Below are 23,667 nucleotides of genomic sequence, written 5' to 3'. Positions count from 1 at the left end.
TCGTACTTGCGCTTAAGGGCGCAAGTACAGCCATTTTAATAGTTTGATCAGCAACTTATTTTGTTTTAGCAATAAACTAGTGCGAGGGTTAAACTTACCGGATACCAAGGTATTTCTTGCATGGCTAAAGGTTTTAAAACCTTCAATGCCATGATAGTGCCCCATCCCTGACTCACCAATACCACCAAACGGTAGCTGATCTGCTGTTACCTGCATCAATACATCATTAATTGCTAATGTACCGCTTCTGATTGATGTGCTTAATTTACTGATTTTCTCTTTATCTTGCCCCAAAATATACAAAGCAAGAGGTATTGAGTCACCATTGATCGTATCAATCACCTGCTGCAATGACTCATAACCGATAATGGGCAGTAAGGGGCCAAAGATCTCGTCTTGCATGACGCGCATATCATCATTCACTTGCGTTAAAATGTGCAAGCCCATACGGTGTTTTAGTTCATCAACTTGATGACCTTCTATCGGCTCAAATACTTGCGCGCCTTTGTCTTTTGCGTCAACTAAATAAGCAGCTAATCGCTGGTATTGACTCTCGGAGATAATTGAAGTCAGATTTTTACCTTCAACACCTTGTTTGAAATGTTTTCGGTAAATATCACAAAGCTGCATTACCAACTGATGTTCAAGGCGCTTTGGAACAAATACGTAATCAGGAGCAACACAAATTTGCCCTGCATTGTTCAATTTACCAAATAAAATTGTTTTCGCTGCTTCTTTGATATTTGCATCATCAAGAACAATTACTGGCGACTTACCACCTAGCTCTAACGTCACTGGGGTAAGGTTTTTACTAGCACTTTGCATTACTTTACGGCCGACAGCGGTTGAACCAGTAAACAGCATATGAGCAAAAGGAAGTTGGCAAAATTTTGCAGCAAGTTCTGCTTCGCCTTCAATCACGATACAATGCTCTTTCAATTCATCAGCCAAAATCGTTTTTATAACTGCGTTAGTGTGAGGTGTATATTCGCTTAACTTTAGCATTACGCGATTGCCTGCGGCTAATGCGGTTATGGCAGGAACTAACGCAAGTTGAATTGGATAATTCCATGGGGCAATGATGCCTACAACCCCTTTCGGCTGATAACTGATATGTGCAGACGAAGGCCATAAACTAAGTCCAACACCACGAGATTCATTTTTTGCCCACTTTGGTAAACGCTTAATCACATCACTGATTGTTTTAACTGTTGGGAAAATATCGCCTAGTACAGTATCGAAGGCTGTACGGTATCCAAAATCTTTACTTGAAGCATTCACTAAAGCCTGCTCGTTCTCAATAAGCGCAACTTTGACGCGTTTTAGAAGCTTTATTCTAATATCTATTGGTAAGTAAGGTTCAGCTAAAAATGCATCGTTCAGCTGATAATATTGTTCTTGTAATTGTGAATCTAGATCGACCAAAACGAGTACTCATCAAAAAGGTTTAAACAACTATAACGATGAATAAAATCGAGAGCAAATAAAAACAGCGCCCATAAAGAGCGCTGTGAGTGGTTGGTAAGAGTTGAAACTATTGTTCTGTATTCATTAATTTTTACATTTAAAAAGCAAATACACTCGCTGCTACAGTCATTGTTACTAAGGTGATCATGGCAATAGCTATTAAGTTAAGTGCGAACCCAGAACGGATCATATCGCGCATTTGAATTTGCCCTGATCCAAACACAATCGCGTTTGGTGGTGTCGCGACTGGCATCATAAACGCACAGCTACATGCAATTGCAGCAGGAATGACCCACACAAGCGGTGTACCAAATACTGACTCAGCAACTGGGCCTAATAGTGGTAAGAAACCTGCAGCTGTGGCTGTGTTACTGGTTATTTCTGTTAAGAATGTAATAAGAGCCGTTACCGCTAAAACACTTAAAACTAACGGAATAGCGCTTGCGCCCTCGATCATATGGGCAATATATTCAGCAAGGCCAGACGACTTGATTTGTGCAGCTAGTGTTAAACCGCCACCGAATAGTAGCAATACGCCCCATGGCACTTTAGCTGCACTTTCCCAATCAAGGATTCGCTCACCATCGCCTTTATTTGCTGGTAACACAAATAACATCAATGCTGCAGCAATCGCTATGCCGGTATCAGAAATTTTAAGGCCAGAGAAATCAGCAATCATAGGTCTAAAAATCCAGCATACTGCAGCTAAAGCAAATACAACAGCTACGCCTTTTTCAGCGCGCTGCATAGCTCCTAACTCTTGTAACTGTGACAAGAATAAAGATTTAGTGTCTTTGCTTGCACTTTTTGCACATTGTGTATCTACTTTATAGGCAAACTTAGTTAACCACACCCAGCATAAAATAAGCATAACTGTCGCAAGCGGTACACCTACTTTCATCCACTCAGCAAAGCCAATATCAATCTTGTAGCTATCTGATAGGTATGCAGCCATTAATGCGTTTGGTGGCGTACCGATTAAGGTTGCGATACCACCGATGCTAGCACCATAGGCAATTGATAATAACAATGCTTTACCAAATTGGTCATTATCTGGGTTAGACTGTTTAACCAACATAGTAATCGACATTGCAATCGGTAACATCATCACAGCAGTCGCTGTATTTGACATCCACATTGATAGAAATGCCGTTACTAACATCATGGCTAAAATTTGTAGGCTTGGCTTAGTACCAGCACGAAGCATGGTATTAAGTGCAATACGCTTGTGTAAACCCCAACGCTCCATCGCGATTGAGATCAAAAAGCCGCCTAAGAATAAAAAGATCAAAGGGTGTGCATAAGGTGACGCGACCCCTTTGATTGCTGCAATGCCAGCAAGAGGTGATATAACCAGTGGCAATAAAGACGTAGCAGGAATTGGCACAACTTCGCTTACCCACCAAGAAGCCATCCAAAATGCAAGGCCTGCAGTACGTAATGCAGATACACTCATACCCGCTGGTGGATCAATTAAGCAAGTTAATAACATCACTAATGGGCCTAGCAGTAACATCACTGTGCTCATTAATGGGCGTGGCTGTGAGCCATCTTTTGTTTGATTTACTAATGACATACCGACTCCTTAGAACTTGTATTTAAGGCCAAGTGCAACGCTGTTATCTGATTCAAGTTCTAAATCTAAATCAGTATAGAATAAGTAAGCAGTGGTTTGTTTATCGAACACATAGTCAACACCTGCTGTCCATTGTTTACCTTCTTCAGCATGGCGAATCTTTGAGTCGTCTTTAACGTATTGCAGTTTAGGTACCCATTTATCGATTGCATAGCTTGCGCTAAGTGCATAGCCATTGCCTTCTTTCGTACCGTCGGTAGATTCACTGCGCTGGAATAAACCCGCTAACTGTAGGTTTTCAAGTTTCCATGCGGCAACAACACGACTTGCTGTTAACTTGTTCAGCGCATCAACATGGCTGATAGCGACATAGTAGTCTTTAGATTTTAATGCACGGTCACCATAAATAACCGTTGCCGCAAAACCATCTTCATCGTTGCTGCTGTCATCTTTTGGAGCATAAGTTAGTGCAAGTGATGCGCCACCGTATGTTTTTGAGCTGTAGGTAATGGTATCGCCGATACGGTCTTGACCAGGGATCAGCTGTGCAATATCTGCTTGGGTTTCGTTAAAACCGTCTACTTTACCTTCTGAGTATTTAAAACGCGTGTCGTTACGACCGACAACCACTTCACCAAAATCGCCTGCAAGGCCTAAGTAAGTATTACGAGCTGAAAATGGCTCACTGGTATCATCATGTTCAAAGCCTTTTACTTGTACTTCGTATTTGAATACTGCTTTAAGTGACTCTGTTAATTTGTGACTACCTTTAATACCAATGCGCGAAAAAGGTGCTTCGATTTGCGTACCTTCATCAACATAGCGCATAACGCCTGTATCTGTGTTTGCTATTTGAACTTCTGCTTTACCGTATACCGCGTAATCTGCTGCCATTGCTGAGCCAGCTGTGCTCGCTAAAATCACAGCCGCTGCTACGCGTGTTTTTGTATGAGTGAATATTGTTGTCATTATGCGCCCCTTATTAGGTTCAAATTGTTGTTCCTAACTAGTAAGGCAAGTTGGTTGCCAACTTAGTTAATTTTAAAAAAGCTTTTAAATAACAGTCGATTAACTTTTTTGGCGTAAAAGAGGCTGGCTTTTATGGGTGGGTTTCCACACATTTTTAAAAATGTGCTGTCACTTGTTCCACCCATTGTGAAGAGTTTAATGTGAGAGGTTTGTTTAGTCTTTGAACATTTCGCGATTAATACCGTATTTGGTCATCTTGTCGTAAAGGGTTTTACGGGCAATTTGTAATGTGACCATGGTGTCTTTTATGCTGCCGTTGTTTCGCTCTAGCGCTTCTTCGATGAGTGACTGCTCATAAAAGCTAATCTTCTCAGCAAGACTTAGATCTTGAGCAAGTTCATTTTGATTATTTGTGTCGCTGTAAGAAGCAAACGCAAGATCAGAACCTAGCAATACCGCACGTTCAGCCTGATTTCTAAGCTCTCGCACATTTCCCGGCCAATCATACGCAAGGAGTCGTTGTTTAGCTTCACTACTCAATGGCGCAGGCGGCTTATGAAAACGTGTCGCCGCTATCGAGCTGAAGTGTTTAAAAAGCAGTGGAATATCAGCTTTTCTGTCACGTAATGCCGGAATACTCACTTTTACTAAATTTAGGCGGTAATATAAATCGGCTCTAAACTCCCCTGCTTCGACTAGTGTCATTAAGTCAACTTTGGTAGCAGCAACTATACGTACATCTAAATCAATGGCGTGGTTGTCACCTACAGGGGTTACTTTGCGCTCTTCAAGCACCCTCAACAACTTTACTTGTAAACTCGCAGGCGTAGACTCTATTTCATCTAAAAAGACAGTGCCGCCTTTGGCAAATTCAAACTTACCTTGGCGAGATTGTGTCGCCCCTGTGTATGCACCACTGGCTGCACCAAAAAGCTCACTTTCAATAAGTTGCTCAGGTATTGCGCCGCAGTTTATAGCAACAAAATTAGCCGCTGAACGATTACTTTGATCGTGTAAATAGCGAGCAACTAACTCTTTCCCCGTGCCTGTTTCACCTTCTATTAGCACATCTGCTGGCGTATCGATTACCGCATTAAGTAAATGCATCATTTGTTGCATTTGTTCGGTTTCACCCAAAATACGCACACCGGGCGCAGACGTTTTTTCAACAGCAATTTTTAAGGCGCGGTTTTCCATTACTAACGCACGTTTTTCTGAAGCACGAGCAATACAATCTAATAACTGCTCAGTTAGCGGCTTTTCAAATAGATCATAAGCACCAAGCTGCATGGCTTTAACGGCCACAGATACATCAGCAAAGCCGGTAAGAAAAATAACCGGTAGCTCGCTATCAAAGGCTTTAACTTGCTCTAAAAATGCCAAGCCATCCATTTTTGGCATGTTTATGTCGCTTAGTACAATACCTTCGAAGCGACGACTTAATTTTGAAAGTGCCGCTGTAGGCTCACTAAAACACTGAACTTGATAACCTTCAATCTCAAGGAGCTGCTTCAATGAATCACGGATCACCGCTTCGTCATCGATAACGATTACCTGATCACAGGTCGCTGCAACTTCACTCATGATGTTTCCTTGTTAGTTTGTAAAGTTATAATAAATTGTGCTCCGCCCTTAGGGCGGTTATGGGCCGTTAGGCGGCCATTAAATGAGTCGATTATTTGCCTTGAAATAGACAAGCCCAGGCCTAAACCATTGCTGGTTTTAGTGCTATAAAATGGCTCAAAGATATTACCTAATGCATGTTGATCAATACCCGGGCCAGTATCGAGAATTGATAGCTTTACTCGGTCGTCAAACAGTTCAAGCTCAAAGCTCAGTTCGCGTTTGTCAGATTCACTCATTGCTTGGCTGGCATTAGTGATCACGTTAACCAAGACTTGCTCAAACTTAACGCTGTCGACCCATACTGTTATGTTTGCATCAATATCTGCGGCTTTAACTTCGATATCATCTTGCTTTAACTGTGCGCTTGCAATCATTAAGGCATTTTTTAACATACTCGCTAAGCTTTGCTGTCTCAGTTGAGTTTGTGCCGGTTTACTAAAATGCTTTAGCTGTGCAACAATTTTGTGTACACGCTCTATTAACGACTGCACCAAAACTAAATTTTCGCTGGCTTGCTCAATATTTCCTTTGATAAGTAACCTTTTTGCACTCACTAAGTAGGTATTCATGGCACTTAATGGCTGATTGATTTCATGGTTAATGCCTGCACTTAACTGACCAATAGTCGCAAGTTTAGCTGTTTGGATCAGCGCTTTTTGAGCCTTTTCGAGAGCCTGTGTGCGCTCTATAACCTCTTGCTCAAGACTGTGCCTAGAAAACAAAAGCTTTTTATAACCAGCAAAACGTACCATTGCCGTATGAATAAGTACTACAGCAATAGCATAAAACACACTAAACCAAAGAAGCCTAGGGATTTGTGCAAGCTCGACATTCGTCACATCCACCAACACACTCGCTTTGGCGTTAATGATATCAATGCTTTCAACAGCACTAATAAAGCGCGATTGCTTACCGTTTAATAAAACTTTTTGCAGTATGGTTTGTTCATTTAGAGGCTTATGGGTATAGGGCAGTAAAGTGGGTTTATGTGACAGATATCGGCGCGATTTAACTAATGCAGCCATTTGTTCATTATCAAGGGGCTTAAGTGACTTTAAACGCCAATCAGCTACATCAGACATAACAATAACGTTGTCTTCAAGAGCAATGTAGAAATGTGAAGTGTCTGATGCATTAAGTAGCTGGCGGTCTTGTTCAAATTTTTTGGCATTAACTTTTAGTGCCACTACCGCAACCACCTCGCCTTGATAAAATAACGGCTCAGAAAAATAAAAGCCTCGCTCACTAGAGCGCATACCCAAAGCAAAATAAGCAACTTTTTCGCCTTGTTTGGCTAAATAAAAATACGGCCGAAAAGCAAAATTACTTCCTAAGAAAGTATAGTCAACTTGCCAGTTACTACTTGCTAAAACAGTGCCTGACAAATCCATTACGTAAACATCTGAAGCCCCACTCGCTCGTTGAATATCTTCAAGATAATCATTGACCGCATCTCCACCAGCACCTTTTTCGACAATAAATGATTTTACCAAATCATTGGCACTTACTAAGCTAGGAATGGTTTTAAATCGTGCTAATTCACTGGCGATATAATGGCTTAGCTGAGTAGCTTGTGTTTGACTTTGATGCTGAGCTTGTTCGTAATCATGGCTTCTACCGAGATAAAAAACTAATATTAACAGCATTATTAGCAATACACCTGCTGCAATAAATTTTTTACTTAATGACGACATTCAAACCTTACGAACAGGACTACTAGAAATTGAATTGGTAGTGTAACGATAATTCCTCAGTTGTACCAGCGACTGCGCCATTGTCAATGCGAGGATCAAATGCGTTGTATTTTTTTCCTAACAAATTTTCTGCTTTTAGCATTAGTTGACTGTTGTTGTTTAACTGCCATTTTAAACTGCCACCCAATAAGCTGTAAGCAGATTGTTTAAAGTGAGCACCTGTATCTGAGCTTACTTCAACTGTATCGCGCCACAATAAGTTTAAGCTCACCTGCCATGAATCAGATAAGTTATAACTACTGATTATGCTTGCAAAGCGCTTAAAGCTCGCATTGATTGGATCTTCAAAGTATTGCGTATAAGTGCCTGTAATCGAAAAATCTTTACTTGATTGCCAAGTGCTATCAAGCTCGATACCACTGTTTTGGGTGTTGAATGAGTTTGTAAAGGTAAACAATGCATCATCTGATAATGTTGGCTCAATATTTATAAAGTCATTAAGTTCATTATAAAAAAGCACTGTATTAGCTTGTAACTCTGAGGTTTTATAATGCCAAACAAGTTCCGTGGTTTTTATCGACTCAGAGCGAAGCGATGGGTTACCTATTGTCACATCATCATTTGAAAAAAGCTCATTGGTAACCGGTGTTCTAAACGATTCACCATATTGCAGCTTAACAGTATGCTCTGAATTTATTTTATAGACACCCGCAAGACGTGGAGAAAGTTTACTGTCGATGTCCTTCACATCGTCATAGCGTGCGCCAATAAATAAAGTAAGTGTATCTGAGTATGGTATTTTTAACTGTCCATAAGCACTCAAGGTTTCGAATGTAAACTTAAGTGAGGAAAACTCAGGAAATTCCATCACTGATACGATCCCTTGCTGTTCAAAGGCAGGGTCGATAATTATTTGCTCTGAATCGAAATCATAATAAGACGTGCGAACTCCTGCTTCAGTTTGCTTAGCTTCTGAGTATTCAATTCCCGCAGCAAGCTGCCATTGGTTATCGAATTGATAACTTAGCTCAGTTTCGAATTTACTGTCAGTTGTTTGCCACGCAGGGCCAACGAGAAAGTCTGGAATATCGTCAAATGTAGCGATTAACCCTGCACTTGAAATATTATGCTTTGTGAATGAGTAACTAGAATCTAGCTTTAACTTATCGTTATTGATCCAGTTGTATTTAATTCCCACAAAGGTGTTATCACTGTTATGTTGGTTTTGCTTAGAATATCCAGCGAGGTTTAAAAATTCATCAAGAGAGGTTTCGTTGTAACGAGCACGTAATTGCAGCTTTTTGTAATCAACACCTGCTTCTAGGTAAAGCGCCTCAAGAGGATCTTTTACTCCTTGCGGGTAGCTTTCGCCGTCTTTTTGATCATACGAAAAACTCGCAAAGAGTGATGTATCATCACTTAAAGAGGTATTGAACTGCCCTGTTGCCCCGTAGCGACCATTATTGCCAAGCACAAGTTGCAGTGTATTTCGCTCTTTAGAGGTAACAATATTCATCACCCCTAAAAACGCATTACTGCCATACAGAGCCGAGCCTGGACCGCGAATAAACTCTATTTTTTCAATAACTTCCACAGGTATGTAAGGCAAATAAACAGAAGCCTTACCAAATGATGATTCATTAACTCGCTCACCATTTATCATCACCAAAACATTACCGCTATCTAGATAAACGCCCCGAGCATGATCTTTAGGCACCGCCCCTACCCAATCACCTCGAGTTGATTGCATACCAGGCACAAAATTCATCACTTCGTAGGCGTTATCAACCCCTAATGCTTGAATTTGCTTACGACTAAAAACACTTATTGTAGAAGGGACTGATGACAAAGTTTCGTTGGTTTTACTTGCTATATCGACTTGAACATTAAGTAAGTCTTCAAAACTTAAAGAGAATAAGTCTTGCTCTTCAGCCGCGTTTGCAACCACTGGCGAGGTTGAGGCAACTGCAATAGTAAAAAGTGCTGAACATCTGAAAAGATCCACGGTAAGCGATACCTGTACTTATAGCCCGTGTTGCAAAAGCAACACCATATTTACACTATTAATACAAAAGATTGGTAAGCTTGCAATGTTTTTATAATTTTAGTTTATAAAGTTTTCTTAAATAGCGACAAAAAAACCCATTTTCAACTGTAAATGGGTTTCTAAAAACGTCTGTTTTAATGAGCCAAGCTTAATTAAGCTGTTTCAACATTTCCAGTACGCTTTGCTTTGATGTACTTATATAATCCAATAAGTGACGCCGCTATCCAGAAAATCTCAATAACAAAACTAGCAAGGTTAAAGTTATAACAAAGACTGATCAGTAACAGAATTGCGCCCGTTAAGTTCATCATGTTATACACAAGGCCGGTTGGCGATGCTTTATTCAGTTGTAGTAAAAAGAAAGCACCAACCACTAAGAATGTGCCTGTCATGCCAATTATATCAAATAAAAGTGCTATCACGTGCGTGAGTCCATTTTGTTCATATGTTTATACCCATACAACTGGCCCAATCCATGGGGAGGGTTGTTTTCATTCATTGAAACAGCAAACCGGTCAATAGTATCAGAGCATGAGTAAGAAACGAGGATAAATGTCCGTATTTTAATTCTATTTATGTGTCACCTTACCACCGATTATTTTTAAAGCTGGAGTACCACGGATCATGCTCTGGCGGGCAAATGGGCGTTGGCAGTCAGGGCAAATACCGGTGTCATTGGTAAAATCTTGGCTAATCCGTTCAACAAAACATTTAACCAACGCGCCTTTTCCACCTTTACGGTATTTAAATAACTGCGTTTTACATTGTGAACAAAAAATATCGACCGTTTTAGTTGGCCCTTTTTTATTTGGTTTTGCCATTAATCCATTTATTATTTCAAAAAGTGCATGCTATCACGCTATGACCAGAGACCCAAAACCAAGCCAATTAATGAAAATTGTAAAATAGCATAACCTGAATTTACCAAAAACAGTTTTAACGGCCGCTGCTCGAATATGTAGCCTATGCCTATAGCAAGGCTTACCCAACATAAACCAATTATAAAACCTGTACCAACAGCCACCCCAACAGCAACATTGGGCCCAACAAATAATGAAAAGCTAAATGAGATCAAACAGCATAATATTAAACTGCTACCAAAAACTTTAAATGGATTAATTTGTTGCAAATCTAACTCAGTTAGACCACAGCTCTCCATCCAAATACGCTTAAATAACCAAGGTGAATACCAGACAATTCCCAATAAGAATGAAGCAAGACCTGCAAAAAAAATTGCGAAAAAGTTAAGTTGATAAAAATGCATACACCAGACTCATACAACGATTAGGTTTAACATGACTTTAGTTAAGGATCAGCGATGCAGCAAATTTAAAACACGTAATTTTGTACCTATTTAGAATTCAATCCTGTACTGATTTACGCCTTCTAATTATTTTACTTACGTTAATAATCACTTTACTGCTTAACTGGTTTTTTCTGTAATTTACGCTGTAATGTTCTTCTGTGCATATTCAGTTGGCGCGCAGTTTCGGAAATATTACCATCGTTACTGTGCAAAACATGTTGGATATGCTCCCACTCAAGGCGCTCTGGCGACATAATTTTGTTTGGCTTTGATTCTTCAAGTGATAGGTTTACCTCGGCGTCTCCCAAGATTGTTTTTAAAAGTGAATTAAAATCGACAGGTTTTGGTAAATAGTCGTCAGCACCTAATCGTATGGCTTCGACTGCACTGGCAATACTGGCAAACCCAGTGAGTAACACAATACGAGCTGAAGGAAATTGTTCTCTTAAGGGTTTAATTAGCGCAAGGCCGTTATCATCCCCGAGTTTTAAATCCACCAGAAAATGGCTCGCCTCAAAAGTGGTTATATGCTGTAAAGCTTGCTCAGCGTTATGAGCAAGTGAACATGTGAAGCCTTGTTTTGTAAAACGCCTTGCCAGTGTGCTGGCAAGATTTTCATCGTCTTCAATAATTAAAAGTTTCATACAATTTTTAAACTAACCATCGCAATTGCACCTTGCTGTGGGTGATTGCTTAGTGTTAATGAGCCATTTAAGCGCTCTAAAGTCACATTCGAAAGCATAACTGCCATCCCCATACCATTGTTACTTGGCATGAGTTGGCCACCTAATGATGCCATTTGTTGTTCGCTAAAACCTTGACCGAAATCACGTAACGACAATGAAACTGTTTGCTGATCTATGTGCCACTTAGCTTCTACGCAGTATTGCTGATTATGGTTATTCGCCGATACGGCGTTTTGCAGCAAGTTTAAAATAGCCGGTAACAGCATGGCATCACTTAAAATCGAACAATCAGGGGCGTTATTTAGCCACTGTAAGTTTTGCTCTGGAAAATGCAGTGTCATCGCATCTTGAATGGTGCTTTGTAGTGTTTCAGCGCTGATCACTTGCCGTGTTTGACCGGTCCTTAAGGCATTTGAAAGCGACCTAAAATGAGCAAGCTGTTCTTTACATTGGGCTAATGGCTTAGCCATTTCTTGTACAATGGGGTCATCAGCTTGTTGTTCTTTCAGTTCTTCAAATAACAGCTGTAAGTTTGCGATAGGCGTTGCAAGTTGGTGCGTTACTTGTGCAGCAGCGCCATCAAGCGTTAATAATTGCTCATGCCTTAATTGTTGCTCACGAGTTCGTGCAATGGTGGCTTCTCTTGCTCTCAATGTACTGTTTAATGTACCAATAACAAAAGCAATAACAATGGCGCTAATAACAAAGTTAATCCACATACCAATAAAATGATGCGTCATCTGCATTTGGTGCATGGTGTGCTCAGGCATATTTATCAGTAAAAAGCTATAAGCGGCGATTGCCAGCACTGCGGTATAAGCAAGCCCTTTCGCATTAACAGAGACCGCAGCGATCATTATCGGTAACAGTAATAACGACACAAATGCATTGGTAGCCCCGCCACTTAATGACAGCAAAATCGTTAAAAACAGTAAATCGGCTGTCAGCTGCATCAGTACAGCGGCTGGTCTGGCTTTGGTTACTTTTCTATAAGCGAATATACTTAGCAGCTGAAAGATTGCTTCAACACAAATAACAGCAAGTAAAGGCAGTAAGGGGATTTGGTATTCAAATAGAAAGTACACCGCAATAACAGCAACAAATTGTACGGCGATTGCGGCGCTTCTTAAAATTAGTAGGCGACTAATCGCCGGATCGGTTTGCATAACGGACTCTTTAAAACTTAATCATCGTCCATTGAAATTGTAAAAACAGCACAAGGCGTTCCTTGATGAAACACCATTTGCCATTGTTTACCATTAAAACGCCACAGTGACATACGAATGGAGTAATTAAACTCTGACCGCGCAGAACGTCTAAAGGCTGCTTGATAGCTCAGCTGTGCAATATCATCACTGAGCATTCGACCTTTAAAGTGTTGATTATAAAACTGCGGTACTACCTCAGTTGGCAGACGGGTTAACACTTGGAACTTATTAAAAGACGTACCATCAGCAGCTATTTCAATAAAATCATCATCAAGTAATGCATCAAGCGCTTCAGCAGATTGCCGAACTTCTGGCTCAAGTAGCTGCCGCTCAGCATCAATTAAATGATTAAATAACGTCTCTTTAATTTTACCGCCCATAGTAACCCTTACTGTTTGAGCACTTTACCGCCCTTCATAACAAACTGAACCTGACTAAGTTCACTAATGTTATCAAGTACATTCATATTCACGCTGATAATATCTGCTTGTTTACCAACACTCAAGTCACCGAGGTTATCACTTTGACCTAATAGTTTAGCAGCTTCAACTGTGGCTGATTTAATTGCTTGCTTAGGCGTCATGCCATAATTAACTAATAACTCAAACTCCTTGGCATTATCACCATGTTTAGATACGCCTGAGTCGGTGCCGAAGGCTATTTTCACGTTATTTTTTAATGCTAATTTAAACGACTCTTCCATTTTTGGCGCCACAAATTCAACCTTCTCAGCAATAGCTTTTGGCATATTAGGGTTATTTAGCACTTCTTCTTTTACTGTCGCGCCCGCGAGTAAGGTTGGAACTAAATACGCGTCTTGCTTTTTAAATAATTTAACTGTGTCTTTATCTAAAAAAGAGCCATGTTCGATTGAATCAACACCCGCTCTGAGAGCTGCTTTTATACCTTCTGTGCCATGAGCATGAGCGGTGACTTTTCGGCCTAAATGATGAGCAGTGTTAACAATGGCACTGAGTTCTTCATCAGTAAATTGCTGATTAACCCCGGCCGCTGTATTACTTAAAACACCCCCTGTTGCAGTAATTTTGATCACATCGGCACCACTTTTAATTACATCGCGTACCGCACGAGTACAATCGTCAGCACCATCACACACACCTAATCCCCCACCCTCTGTCGCTTTGGTAATATCACGACGATAGCCATGCATGTCAGCGTGGCCGCCGGTCGGTGTGATCATATCACCTGCTGCAAAAATGCGCGGGCCAACAATGTCGCCACGCTCAACCGCTCGCTTTAATGGGAAGATAACTTGATAACTGCTACCTAGGTCGCGCACAGAGGTAAAACCCGCATTAACCGTGTGTTTTAAGAACTTTAAAGAACGTAGTGCATAATCTGCTTCGTATTCAGTGACCCATTGATGTGGGTTACGCTTTGCATCTCGCTCAAAGGTAACATGAACGTGCATATCAATCAGACCCGGCAAGACCATCTGATTTTTTAAATCAAAAACATCTGCATCACTGAGGCCTAACTGCTGTGTTGTTAAGTAGCCTGCTTTTATTGCAGCAATTTTATTACCTTCAATAACCAGCGTTTGCTGCTCTTTAACACTCTGTTCAGTGCCAACAAGTACCTTTCCTGCATGAATAAGGGTGGTTTGTGCATTAACCACAAACGTAGATAACAAAGATAGTACCGATAATGTGCTTATTTTTAGATTTATTTTTTTCATAATCGCCTCTTTTTTATACTAGGTTTAACTTAAATACTGAGTAAATGCCATTATTTACGACATAGCGCGGCAATGAACTAGTGTTAACAAGTGAATTTTGATATAACTTCGGGAAAATTTAACAAGTCTGACCACATAAAGAGAACACATTATGTCTTATGCCCAAATTACTGGCTGGGGTAAATGTATACCACCAGCAAGCATCAGCAATGATGAAATTAGCAATATTGTTGATACCAATGACGAATGGATCACAACACGTACAGGCATCAAATCTCGCCGTGTCAGCCATGTTTCTACTGCCGATTTAGCGACCGTTGCCGCAAAGCAAGCGCTTGCTTGTGCTGGTGTTGATGGTAAAGACATTGATCTTGTACTTCTTGCGACTTGTACACCATCAACTATGGTGGCAAATACGGCCTCTTTAGTGCAAAAAAACATTGGCGCGGTTGGCGCTGCAGCAATGGACACAAACGCTGCATGTTCAGGCTTTTTATATGCATTACAAGCAGCAACGGCACAAATTCGTGCAGGTATGATCAAAAAAGCAGTCGTTATTGCCGCTGAACGTATGACGTGGTACATCAACTGGGCACGTCGCGACAGTGCTGTATTATTCGGTGATGGTGCTGGTGCCGTGGTATTAGAAGCCTCAGACACACCATCAGGTTTACTTGCCACTAAAACAGGTTGCGACAGTGAAGATCGCGACATTCTGCATATCGAAAACTTCGGTAGCGATTTAAATAAGTACGAGCCAATTGGCCCTTCTAACTTATTATTCGAAGGTCGCGAAATCTTCAAACGTGCTGTTAAAGGGATGAGCGAAGCTTGTGACGACGTTCTGAACCAAGCGCAGTTAGAGCTTGATGACATTGACGTATTAGTTCCTCACCAAGCCAATTTACGTATTATCCAAGCTATTCAGCAACGTTTGAAAGTAGCTGACGAAAAAGTCATGGTGAACATTGCCGATTACGGTAATACGTCTGCTGCAACAATTGCGATTGCCATTTGTGAAGCGGTTGAGCAAGGCCTTATCAAACCTAACTCAAACATTATGTCAGCAGCCTTTGGTGCTGGTTTAACTTGGGCGGCGAGTTACATTAAATGGGGCGAGCGTGTAACACCTATCGCGGTTTCTGATGCAGCTCTACCTGAGTGTGATAAAACAGGTCTTGAACTGGTTGCACCGGCTGTTGCAGCATGTAAAGCGGCACAGTAATACCCCTATCATTTATAGAGAAGCGCGGCTTAGTCCGCGTTTTTTTATGGGCATAAAAGGATTAATTTATGGATCTATTAGGCATACATCATGCTGCAATCATCTGTAGCAACTATGAAAAATCAAAGCATTTTTATAATGAAATATTAAAGCTACCAATCATTCACGAACAATACCGCGCTGAACGTGACTCGTATAAATTAGATTTAGCACTTCCTGATGGCAGCCAAATAGAGCTTTTTTCGTTTCCTGGAGCGCCACCGAGACCAAGCTATCCAGAAGCACAAGGGCTACGCCATTTGGCGTTTAAAGTCGCCGATATTGCAAAATCTAAGCATTATTTAGAACAACAAGGAATTTCGGTTGAAGAAATAAGAGTGGATGAAATCACCGGGAAGCAATTTACGTTTTTTGCCGATCCCGATGATTTACCGTTAGAGCTTTACCAGCTTTAACTTATTGGAAGCGATCTTGTAGGTAGTTGAACACAGCACGAATACCCAGTGCCTCACCGCCTGCAGGACGACCCGGTAATGCACGTAAGTTCCAGGCCATCACATCAAAGTGCACCCATGGCGTACTTGGCTCGACGAACTCTTTTAAGTAAAGTGCCGCGGTGATCGCACCACCAAATGGAGTGGAAGCACAATTAGCAATATCTGCTACGTCACTTTTTAATAATGCTTTGTATTGATCAAATAACGGCAGTTGCCATACAGGATCATGACAGCTTTCGCCTGCATCCATCAGTTTATTAGCCACTTCACGGTTATTTGCGAAAAAGCCAGGTAATTCTGTACCTAGGGCTACACGACAAGCACCAGTTAAGGTTGCAAAATCAACGATAAGATCGGGGTTATCATTTTGCGCTTCAGCAAGTGCATCACACAACACTAAACGGCCCTCAGCGTCCGTGTTATCAATTTCTACTGTGATCCCTTTGCGAGTTTTTATCACATCACCCGGTCTAAATGCATTTCGAGAAACCGCATTTTCAACCGCAGGTACCAGAACACGTAAGCGAATTGGTAAGTTGGCAGCCATAATTAACTGCGCAAGGCCAATAACATGTGCCGCACCGCCCATGTCTTTTTTCATGTTGCGCATACCTGAGCTTGGTTTCAAATCTAAACCGCCAGAATCAAAACACACGCCTTTACCGACTAAGGTAATTTGCGGTGCATCTTTTGCGCCCCAACGTAGATCAAGTAAGCGAGGTTTATTCTCAGACGCACGACCAACCATATGAATCGTTGGGTAGTTTTGCTCTAATAATTCATCACCCACCCACTCGCTAAACTCACCATCAAAGGTATCAGCTAAATCAGCCATTACTTGTGATAAATGCTGCGGCATCATATCCGCAGCAGGCGTATTCACTAAATCACGCACTAAATTAATAGCACTTGCATACTGAGATAAACGCTTTACTAACGATTCGTCTTTAATGGCAAGGGTAGCGCGTGGCGAAGGTTTTTCTTTATATTCACTAAACTCGTAACCACCTAACACAAAGCCCAGTGTTACTTGCTCTACAAACTTTTCATCACCTTGTATTTGGTAACAACCTGCAGGCAATTTTGTTGATAAGTCACCTGCTAACCAAAAGTCTTGTAAATCATTTACCAGACAATAAACATGCTCAAGTGAGCCGGTTTCATTATTAGCAACTAAGGCCATGCCTTTGTTTTTAAAATCACAATTTGTTAGCCAATTTTGTAAGGCTTGCGGCTGCTCGGTTAACCACGTTGATAGGTCAGCTTTAGCAATAAATGACAGGGGAATTCCCGAAGAAGAATGGCGAATTAATGAACTCATTAAACGACTCGATATAAAGAAAAGGTATTTAAGCATACCAATATCTTGATACAAAAGGTATAGGCAAAATCAGATAAAAAACCTAATCAGTCTTTGTTTTGTTTCTCTTTTTCTTCTTTTGCTACTTGTTGATCCAGCTCTTTAATTGACTTATTAATATTGAATGAACTAGGTAGCACATCGACACCAACCCATTGCCCCAGCTTTACAACCAAAGGAATAGTAATAGGCGCAAAGGGTAAAACTGCAAACACACCTAAACCAAGCCCTTTTAAGATATCTAAAAACTGCTCATTAGCAGTATGTAACTCTTCTTTAGTAGCTTGGCCTTGGGTGTATCGTCTATAGATATGAAGCATTTCTTTTGTTTCTTGCTTTTCTTGGGCAAGTGCGATTTTGAGTGCTACCATAGCGCGCTTAAAACGTAATGTTTGACGCTTTTTGGTAATTTTAGCCACTCGAAATGGGGCTCGATGAATAACTTTATATAATCGCATATAGTTATTTTCACACAGCATGCGACGTTCACAAAGCATAATTTACTTATATTAGATTTTACTTTATCCTTAATACTCTATTCGTAACTATTTTTCAGTATTAAAAATGAACCAACCTAAACAACAAGCTGAGCCAAAACCCAAAAAACCAGCTTCAGATGAGTGTTGTGGAGGTGGTAGCTGTTGCCCATGTGTATGGGATGAATACCGAGAGAAACTGCAACAATGGCGGTTAAGCAATAATTCACAACAAGCTTAATAGACCGTTCCAAATCAAAAACCGTTCAAAAACCATCCAAAAAAGCCTTCTATCTAATTATTTTTGCATAATTTATATATTTTCTTACGCTAAAACCCAATATCGAGAATAAATTATCCTCTTTACTTTCAATAAGATAATCCACAAAAGAACGACAAAGAACAAAGAAACACCCGCAAAACAACATAAAATTAACAATTTGCAAAAATTATTTACAGGATGTATAAGAGATTTACACCAAGTTCTAATACTTTATTTGGTGACATAATCATAACTATTCTAACTGGGGAAGTCGGAATGAAATTCAAAAATAATGCGCTACAACAAGCAATTAAATTTGCTTTAGCGACAACAACAGCAGGCCTGTTTGTGTCGGGTTCGGTTGTTGCTGCAGAGCAAGCAGCTGAAGAGACGAAAGTTAACAAAAATGTAGAGAAAATTGCCGTGGTGGGTACTCGTTCAGCACCACGTTCAATCGGTGATTCACCAGTACCCATTGATATCATTGGTGGTGAAGAGCTAGATAAAGGTGGTAACACCGATATGCTTGAGCTTTTAAAAGGCTCCGTTCCTTCTTTTAACGTTCACCAAAACCCAATTAGTGATGCTGCGTCACTTGTTCGCCCAGCTAACTTACGTGGCCTTCCTTCTGACAGTACTTTAGTACTTGTTAATGGTAAACGCCGTCACCGTGCATCTGTTATCGCTTTCTTAGGCGGTGGTATTAATGATGGTGCTCAAGGTGCCGATATCTCTGTTATTCCAAGTATTGCCTTAAAGCAAGTAGAAGTACTTCGTGATGGTGCTGCTGCACAGTATGGTTCTGATGCAATCGCGGGTGTAATGAACTTTGTATTAAAAGATGCCTCTGAAGGCGGCTCATTCGAAATACGTCAAGGTGAATACTACGAAGGCGATGGAGATACAACGCAAATTTCTGGTAACGTGGGTCTACCGTTTACCGATAGTGGTTTTGCTAACTTAAGCTTCCAATATAAAACAGCTGATGCGACTAGCCGCTCAGTACAACGCCCTGATGCAGCCGCACTAGATGCCGCAGGTGTGCCTGAAGTATCTTCGTTAGCACAAGTTTGGGGTGCACCAGAAGTTGATGATGATATTACTATCTTTGGTAACATCGGTCTTGAGTTAAGTAATTCATCTGAATTCTACATGTTTGGTAACTACTCTGAGCGTGATGTACGTGGTGGTTTCTACTATCGTAACCCACACACTCGCCCAGGTGTTTACTCAAATGACGGCGGTGAAACACTGCTTGTTGGTGATTTAACTGGCGATATGAGCGGTAACTGTCCTACCGATATCATGATTGATGACAACGTTTTAGATAACCAAAGATACATCGATGAAGTTGCTAACAACCCAGACTGTTTTGCGTTTAACGAAATGCTTCCGGGCGGTTTTACACCTAACTTCGGTGGTAACATCACAGATACTGCATTAACAATTGGTACTAAAGGTGAAATCACATCTGGTTTCCTTGAAGGTGCATACTATGACTTAAGCGGTACAGTTGGTTACAACGAATCACGCTACTTCATCTATGACACAATCAATGCGTCATTAGGTCCAGAAAGCCCGCGCGATTTCAGCCCAGGTAAATACTCACAGTTAGAGAAAAACTTTAATGCTGATTTATCAAAAGGTTTTGACTTTGGTTTAGCTTACGATGTAAACGTTGCCGGTGGTCTAGAATGGCACGAAGAAACATTCACAGTTGTTTCTGGTGACGAAGCGTCTTTCACAGCTGGCCCACTAACAGAACAAGGTTTTGGTATCGGCTCGAACGGTTTCCCTGGTTTCAAACCATCTGATGCTGGCGAATATACACGTCGTAACTATGCTGCATACGTTGATGTTGAAGCACCATTCACAGAAGACTTCTTAATGGGCTTAGCACTACGTTATGAAGATTATGATTCATTTGGTTCAACAACTAACTACAAGTTAACGGGTCAATACCACGTAACTGAAGACTTGAACATTCGTGGTTCAATCAGTACTGGTTTCCGTGCACCAACAGTTGGTCAAGCAAACGTAAGTAACGTTCAAACTAACCTAAGCAGCGGTGTACTTGTTGACTCGGCACTTTTACCACCAACAAACCCAATTGCAGTGCAATTAGGTGGTACAGAGCTACAACCTGAAGAGTCTCAAAGCTACACGTTTGGTGCAGTATGGACACTTGGCGACTTATTCTTCACTATTGACTACTACAACATCCAAGTTGATGATCGTATCAGTCAATCAGATAAAATTGAGTTAAGTCAAGCAGATAAAGACACACTTGAAGCAGCAGGCGTACCAAACGTACAAAACTTAGCGCAAGTAAGCTTCTTCACCAATGACTTTGATACAACAACGCAAGGTATTGATGCAGTAGCTAACTACTCAACTGATTTGTTAGGCGGTAGCTCAACATTCAGCTTAGCTTACAACTGGAACGACACAGAAGTAACTAAGTCGAGCCCTATTACTGGTGAATTTAAAGTAAGCCGTTTAGAAAATGACTTACCAAACCACCGTGCAACACTTAGCTGGGCACAACAATGGGAGAGCTTCTCTGCATTTACACGTGTTAACTACTATGGCGAATACCAAGGTGTTCACGTAGATTACGATGCAACAGCGAAAACAGCTGATGCTGCAGTAACGATTGATGCAGAAGTGACTTACTTCCTAACTGAAGAGCTTAGCTTCTCTGTTGGTGCGACAAACTTATTCGACCAAGAAGCAGAGAAACTTGATTTCTTCGATAGTACTGGCATCCCTAACAATAACTGGGGTGGTAAATACTACGAAACGTCGCCATATGGTATCAACGGCGGCTTCTATTACGTGAAAGCTACCTATACTTTCTAAATAGAACAGCTTTCTAGGTTGAGCAATCAACCTAGAAAGTCGATACCCCGGATTTTTTCTGGATATTTATAGTTAACCAAGGCGAAAGACATTTCGCCTTTTTCGTTTTATAGTAAATAAAAATAACAAATAACCCGCCATTCCTATGCTGTTAGAAAAAGCGAATCAACTACTGAATGAAAACAAGCTTAAAGAGGCCGAATTTCATTTTAAAACCCTTCTCGATTCAGATCCTGAAAATGGCGAAGCGTTATTTGGATTGGGCCGCATTGCACTGCGTTTAGAACGTTATGATGCAGCGGTTTACCTTCTACAAAGAGCCTGTGAACGACTACCGCACATGCTTGAACCACTCCATGCCCTTGCCGATGCTTTTAATGGCGTGCATTCACCGCAAGATGCCTTAACTGTACTCGAATATGCTAAATCAATTGCCAGCCATAACCCTGAGCCACATTACTACCTTGCCCAGCATTATTTAACTTATGGTGAGTTAGACAGAGCGTACAGTATTTTAAAGCATGCACTCGGTATGGGAAATTACCCAGTGACGGCGTACATTTTATTTGAACTAGTGCAGTTTGGGCGCTTTAACAACGAACAAAATTACATAAATGAGCTACACCAGTTTTTAACTTTGACCAATAACCTGCGCTTAAAAATGGTGTGTTATTATGCCCTTGGTAAAAGCTATGATCAGTTAAATGATACAGAACAAGCTTTTAACTACTTCAGCCTTGCTAATAAGCTACAAACAAAACTCACGCAGTTTAAAACCCGTGACTTAGTGCCTTTTTATCAGCGCATCATAGAGCAAAATACAGCTGAGCTAATTGATGCCAGAGACAAAACATTTACAGGCACAATTACCCCCATTTTTATAATTGGCATGCCAAGAAGTGGCTCAACGCTGGTAGAGCAAATGCTGGCAAGCCACAATGACTTTGCCAGCCTTGGCGAAGATGCCAGTATCAGTAATCAGGTTGTTGCATACCTTGAACAACAAACGCAACTCCCCTACCCAGATTGCCTAGCAGAGCTAAACCAAGGGCTAATTAACAATGCCCGCAATATTTATATTGAACGAATAAAACAAGCGCCAGTTGTGCGCCCTTTTATGATCAACAAGCTACCTGCTAACTATCAGTCACTTGGATTGATTTACTTACTCTTTCCTAACGCCAAGTTTATTAATATGCAGCGCGAGTATGATGCAATTGCGTGGTCGGTGTTTAGCAACTATTTTGCTGAAAACGAACCTTATTTTTGTTCACTCCCAGAGTTTAAACAGTACTTTGATTTGTATCAGCAGTTAATGGAGCATTGGCAAAACGTGATGCCAGAAGCGGTTTTTGATTTAAGCTATGAAGCACTTATCAGTGACAGCGAACAAACACTAACAGCCCTGTGTAAGTTCTTAGACATTGAGTACAGCACACAATTTTTAGATTTTTATAAGTCAAAAAAACCGGTGGCAACACTCAGCAAAACGGCTGTAAGACAGCCGTTAACTGATAAAGCATTAGAAAAATACAAACGCTACGAGAGCGCAATGCACACGCTTATGCGTGAGTCTCAAACCAGTTCAACAAGTCAACAAACTGATCAAAACGCGCCTGTGGGTGAGTAAGCATATTAATGTGATCATAATCGACCTTATGGCCAAGCTTACGGCCATAAATGGTCATCCTTTGCTTACCGATGCCCGACTCTTCCATAAATTTTTCAATATCAATCGGCTGGCATAGAGCTTTATCTTTAACACCCGCCACATGCATAATGGGCGGCAGTGCCTTATCAGCTAATGCGTTGGCGTAATCAAAGCCATCGTCAGTATCGACCCAAGGTTTACGCTTAGCCCACTGCATACTTTGATAATGTGACTTACGGGTTTCATCATCACTGCCCCATTTCAGCTTTTTAGCCGGCACAAAGCCATGCTTACGGGCAACTAAGGGCGCCAACCCATACCAAATTAAATTACCTTGAATATACTTGCTTGGGTGATGGTTATACAAAGACCGTTTAGAACCAAAATAGCCACAGGCTTTCACATCATCAATCAACTCAGGAAAACGGGCAAACACACTGTTCATTAACACCCCACCCCATGAGTGCGCCACCCAATAACGAGCGGGCTCGCCTTCAAGCTGTTTAATTTTATCTAGAAATGCGGGGATATCTTCTAAAATAGCCTCGGTTTGACCATACTTTGCATACTTTGAAATCGCAGGTTTACTCTCACCACGACCACGTAAATCTGCCACATAGCAAACATAGCCATGCTCAGCTAAAAATGGCGCCAAGCCTTTATTGCTGTGGGTGTAAAAGATTTTGCCATTTTCAACGGCGCCATGCATAAAAAACACCGCAGGGCCTTTCGCATCAGTCTTACTGATACGGCGTAAATGTAAAGTTTGGCTTTCGGCAAGTTTAATAAACACCGATTCTTGTTTAATCGTCACGTTCGACCTTTTTATTTTTATAGACTCATCGTACCAGTATTAAGGTACGCCAGTCTATTTAGCAAAGCAAGTTTTGGCTTGGCGGTTGCCACTCAAAATGAGAATCTCAGGCACGATGAGATTTTGATTAAATAGTAACACCAATGCAGAGCCATTATTCATTGAAGTTAGAAGTCGACTCTCAGGAGCCTCTAGCTAAATGATTGATGATTCATATGTTACGTAATTAAAATATTCGAGAG

Annotated in this window: 21 protein-coding genes; 5 read left to right on the top strand and 16 right to left on the bottom strand. The window is 41.0% G+C overall.

The annotated features are described in order from the left end of the window. Positions 1–12 precede the first annotated feature (12 nt). From IMPJCBKJ_RS15495 to IMPJCBKJ_RS15435, 13 genes are all read right to left on the bottom strand, one after another. Positions 13–1,425: a coniferyl aldehyde dehydrogenase gene (locus tag IMPJCBKJ_RS15495; protein ID WP_166340921.1), complete on the bottom strand. Its 1,413-nt coding sequence runs from the start codon at positions 1,423–1,425 to the stop codon at positions 13–15. Between the two features lie 139 nt (positions 1,426–1,564). After that, positions 1,565–2,995 (bottom strand): SLC13 family permease, encoded by a 1,431-nt coding sequence (locus IMPJCBKJ_RS15490; protein ID WP_054552237.1) that lies wholly within the window; start codon positions 2,993–2,995, stop codon positions 1,565–1,567. 57 nt (positions 2,996–3,052) lie between these two features. Continuing rightward, complete coding sequence (locus tag IMPJCBKJ_RS15485) at positions 3,053–4,012, bottom strand: porin (RefSeq protein WP_166340920.1); 960 nt, start codon at positions 4,010–4,012, stop codon at positions 3,053–3,055. A 213-nt stretch (positions 4,013–4,225) separates the two neighbouring features. Beyond that, on the bottom strand, positions 4,226–5,596 hold the full coding sequence (locus IMPJCBKJ_RS15480; protein WP_054552130.1) for a sigma-54 dependent transcriptional regulator: 1,371 nt from the start codon (positions 5,594–5,596) through the stop codon (positions 4,226–4,228). Continuing rightward, positions 5,593–7,332: an ATP-binding protein gene (locus IMPJCBKJ_RS15475; RefSeq protein ID WP_138617388.1), complete on the bottom strand. Its 1,740-nt coding sequence runs from the start codon at positions 7,330–7,332 to the stop codon at positions 5,593–5,595. Before IMPJCBKJ_RS15475 ends, IMPJCBKJ_RS15480 begins: the two co-directional genes overlap by 4 nt. Before the next feature lie 22 nt (positions 7,333–7,354). Further along, on the bottom strand, positions 7,355–9,337 hold the full coding sequence (locus IMPJCBKJ_RS15470) for a TonB-dependent receptor (RefSeq protein ID WP_166340919.1): 1,983 nt from the start codon (positions 9,335–9,337) through the stop codon (positions 7,355–7,357). 194 nt (positions 9,338–9,531) lie between these two features. Next, positions 9,532–9,801: a hypothetical protein gene (locus IMPJCBKJ_RS15465; RefSeq protein ID WP_054552127.1), complete on the bottom strand. Its 270-nt coding sequence runs from the start codon at positions 9,799–9,801 to the stop codon at positions 9,532–9,534. A 147-nt stretch (positions 9,802–9,948) separates the two neighbouring features. Next, a complete protein-coding gene (locus tag IMPJCBKJ_RS15460; RefSeq protein WP_166340918.1) occupies positions 9,949–10,200 on the bottom strand; it encodes a hypothetical protein in 252 nt (83 codons plus the stop codon). A 38-nt stretch (positions 10,201–10,238) separates the two neighbouring features. Beyond that, positions 10,239–10,643 (bottom strand): DUF1761 domain-containing protein, encoded by a 405-nt coding sequence (locus tag IMPJCBKJ_RS15455; RefSeq protein WP_054552125.1) that lies wholly within the window; start codon positions 10,641–10,643, stop codon positions 10,239–10,241. A 152-nt stretch (positions 10,644–10,795) separates the two neighbouring features. Continuing rightward, the gene (locus tag IMPJCBKJ_RS15450; RefSeq protein WP_054552124.1) at positions 10,796–11,329 is read right to left on the bottom strand and encodes a response regulator transcription factor; all 534 of its coding nucleotides are present in this window, start codon (positions 11,327–11,329) and stop codon (positions 10,796–10,798) included. Further along, entirely contained in the window at positions 11,326–12,537 is a 1,212-nt protein-coding gene (locus IMPJCBKJ_RS15445) for an ATP-binding protein (protein WP_166340917.1), read from the bottom strand. The genes IMPJCBKJ_RS15450 and IMPJCBKJ_RS15445 overlap by 4 nt, the downstream gene beginning before the upstream one ends. A 17-nt stretch (positions 12,538–12,554) precedes the next feature. After that, on the bottom strand, positions 12,555–12,959 hold the full coding sequence (locus IMPJCBKJ_RS15440) for a DUF4440 domain-containing protein (RefSeq protein ID WP_054552122.1): 405 nt from the start codon (positions 12,957–12,959) through the stop codon (positions 12,555–12,557). Between the two features lie 8 nt (positions 12,960–12,967). Further along, the gene (locus tag IMPJCBKJ_RS15435) at positions 12,968–14,269 is read right to left on the bottom strand and encodes an amidohydrolase family protein (RefSeq protein WP_346774166.1); all 1,302 of its coding nucleotides are present in this window, start codon (positions 14,267–14,269) and stop codon (positions 12,968–12,970) included. A 160-nt stretch (positions 14,270–14,429) separates the two neighbouring features. Here IMPJCBKJ_RS15435 and IMPJCBKJ_RS15430 point away from each other — a divergent pair, with 160 nt between their 5' ends. Continuing rightward, positions 14,430–15,503 carry a ketoacyl-ACP synthase III gene (locus tag IMPJCBKJ_RS15430; RefSeq protein WP_166340915.1) on the top strand — a complete coding sequence of 358 codons (1,074 nt, stop codon included), beginning with the start codon at positions 14,430–14,432 and terminating at the stop codon, positions 15,501–15,503. Positions 15,504–15,571: 68 nt separating this feature from the next. Further along, positions 15,572–15,958, top strand: coding sequence for a VOC family protein (locus IMPJCBKJ_RS15425; RefSeq protein ID WP_138617396.1), 387 nt, complete (start codon positions 15,572–15,574; stop codon positions 15,956–15,958). Between the two features lies 1 nt (position 15,959). Here the strand turns inward: IMPJCBKJ_RS15425 and IMPJCBKJ_RS15420 are convergent, their stop codons facing one another. Together IMPJCBKJ_RS15420 and IMPJCBKJ_RS15415 are read right to left on the bottom strand one after the other, a co-directional pair. Next, positions 15,960–17,321: a leucyl aminopeptidase family protein gene (locus tag IMPJCBKJ_RS15420; protein WP_138617398.1), complete on the bottom strand. Its 1,362-nt coding sequence runs from the start codon at positions 17,319–17,321 to the stop codon at positions 15,960–15,962. Between the two features lie 86 nt (positions 17,322–17,407). Further along, positions 17,408–17,818, bottom strand: a complete 411-nt coding sequence (locus IMPJCBKJ_RS15415; protein ID WP_054552118.1) for a hypothetical protein — start codon at positions 17,816–17,818, stop codon at positions 17,408–17,410. Between the two features lie 106 nt (positions 17,819–17,924). On the opposite strand from IMPJCBKJ_RS15415, the gene IMPJCBKJ_RS15410 reads away from it, so the two are divergent. The 3 genes from IMPJCBKJ_RS15410 (at position 17,925) to IMPJCBKJ_RS15400 (ending at position 22,590) form a co-directional block, all read left to right on the top strand. Then, the gene (locus IMPJCBKJ_RS15410; RefSeq protein WP_138599851.1) at positions 17,925–18,077 is read left to right on the top strand and encodes an oxidoreductase-like domain-containing protein; all 153 of its coding nucleotides are present in this window, start codon (positions 17,925–17,927) and stop codon (positions 18,075–18,077) included. Positions 18,078–18,374: 297 nt separating this feature from the next. Then, positions 18,375–20,960 carry a TonB-dependent receptor gene (locus IMPJCBKJ_RS15405; RefSeq protein ID WP_166340914.1) on the top strand — a complete coding sequence of 862 codons (2,586 nt, stop codon included), beginning with the start codon at positions 18,375–18,377 and terminating at the stop codon, positions 20,958–20,960. A 145-nt stretch (positions 20,961–21,105) separates the two neighbouring features. Next, a complete protein-coding gene (locus tag IMPJCBKJ_RS15400; RefSeq protein WP_166340913.1) occupies positions 21,106–22,590 on the top strand; it encodes a sulfotransferase in 1,485 nt (494 codons plus the stop codon). On the opposite strand, the gene IMPJCBKJ_RS15395 is transcribed toward IMPJCBKJ_RS15400, so the two are convergent. After that, positions 22,523–23,425 (bottom strand): alpha/beta fold hydrolase, encoded by a 903-nt coding sequence (locus IMPJCBKJ_RS15395; RefSeq protein ID WP_166340912.1) that lies wholly within the window; start codon positions 23,423–23,425, stop codon positions 22,523–22,525. The two genes, IMPJCBKJ_RS15400 and IMPJCBKJ_RS15395, sit on opposite strands and share 68 nt — an antisense overlap. Between the last annotated feature and the right edge of the window lie 242 nt (positions 23,426–23,667).

This window comes from Pseudoalteromonas sp. MB47, assembly GCF_011319765.1.
In the GTDB taxonomy this organism is placed as follows: domain Bacteria; phylum Pseudomonadota; class Gammaproteobacteria; order Enterobacterales; family Alteromonadaceae; genus Pseudoalteromonas; species Pseudoalteromonas simplex.
The sequence above is the reverse complement of the archived record's forward strand: the minus strand, read 5'-3'. Positions and strand labels throughout refer to the sequence as shown.

Excerpts from the sequence above, each read along its gene's own strand:
- IMPJCBKJ_RS15420 (WP_138617398.1), bottom strand. The coding sequence starts at position 17,321 with ATGAGTTCATTAATTCGCCATTCTTCTTCGGGAATTCCCCTGTCATTT.
- IMPJCBKJ_RS15430 (WP_166340915.1), top strand. The coding sequence starts at position 14,430 with ATGTCTTATGCCCAAATTACTGGCTGGGGTAAATGTATACCACCAGCA.
- IMPJCBKJ_RS15440 (WP_054552122.1), bottom strand. The coding sequence starts at position 12,959 with ATGGGCGGTAAAATTAAAGAGACGTTATTTAATCATTTAATTGATGCT.
- IMPJCBKJ_RS15460 (WP_166340918.1), bottom strand. The coding sequence starts at position 10,200 with ATGGCAAAACCAAATAAAAAAGGGCCAACTAAAACGGTCGATATTTTT.
- IMPJCBKJ_RS15410 (WP_138599851.1), top strand. The coding sequence starts at position 17,925 with ATGAACCAACCTAAACAACAAGCTGAGCCAAAACCCAAAAAACCAGCT.
- IMPJCBKJ_RS15425 (WP_138617396.1), top strand. The coding sequence starts at position 15,572 with ATGGATCTATTAGGCATACATCATGCTGCAATCATCTGTAGCAACTAT.
- IMPJCBKJ_RS15475 (WP_138617388.1), bottom strand. The coding sequence starts at position 7,332 with ATGTCGTCATTAAGTAAAAAATTTATTGCAGCAGGTGTATTGCTAATA.
- IMPJCBKJ_RS15415 (WP_054552118.1), bottom strand. The coding sequence starts at position 17,818 with ATGCGATTATATAAAGTTATTCATCGAGCCCCATTTCGAGTGGCTAAA.
- IMPJCBKJ_RS15400 (WP_166340913.1), top strand. The coding sequence starts at position 21,106 with ATGCTGTTAGAAAAAGCGAATCAACTACTGAATGAAAACAAGCTTAAA.
- IMPJCBKJ_RS15450 (WP_054552124.1), bottom strand. The coding sequence starts at position 11,329 with ATGAAACTTTTAATTATTGAAGACGATGAAAATCTTGCCAGCACACTG.
- IMPJCBKJ_RS15445 (WP_166340917.1), bottom strand. The coding sequence starts at position 12,537 with ATGCAAACCGATCCGGCGATTAGTCGCCTACTAATTTTAAGAAGCGCC.
- IMPJCBKJ_RS15455 (WP_054552125.1), bottom strand. The coding sequence starts at position 10,643 with ATGCATTTTTATCAACTTAACTTTTTCGCAATTTTTTTTGCAGGTCTT.
- IMPJCBKJ_RS15490 (WP_054552237.1), bottom strand. The coding sequence starts at position 2,995 with ATGAGCACAGTGATGTTACTGCTAGGCCCATTAGTGATGTTATTAACT.
- IMPJCBKJ_RS15405 (WP_166340914.1), top strand. The coding sequence starts at position 18,375 with ATGAAATTCAAAAATAATGCGCTACAACAAGCAATTAAATTTGCTTTA.
- IMPJCBKJ_RS15485 (WP_166340920.1), bottom strand. The coding sequence starts at position 4,012 with ATGACAACAATATTCACTCATACAAAAACACGCGTAGCAGCGGCTGTG.
- IMPJCBKJ_RS15480 (WP_054552130.1), bottom strand. The coding sequence starts at position 5,596 with ATGAGTGAAGTTGCAGCGACCTGTGATCAGGTAATCGTTATCGATGAC.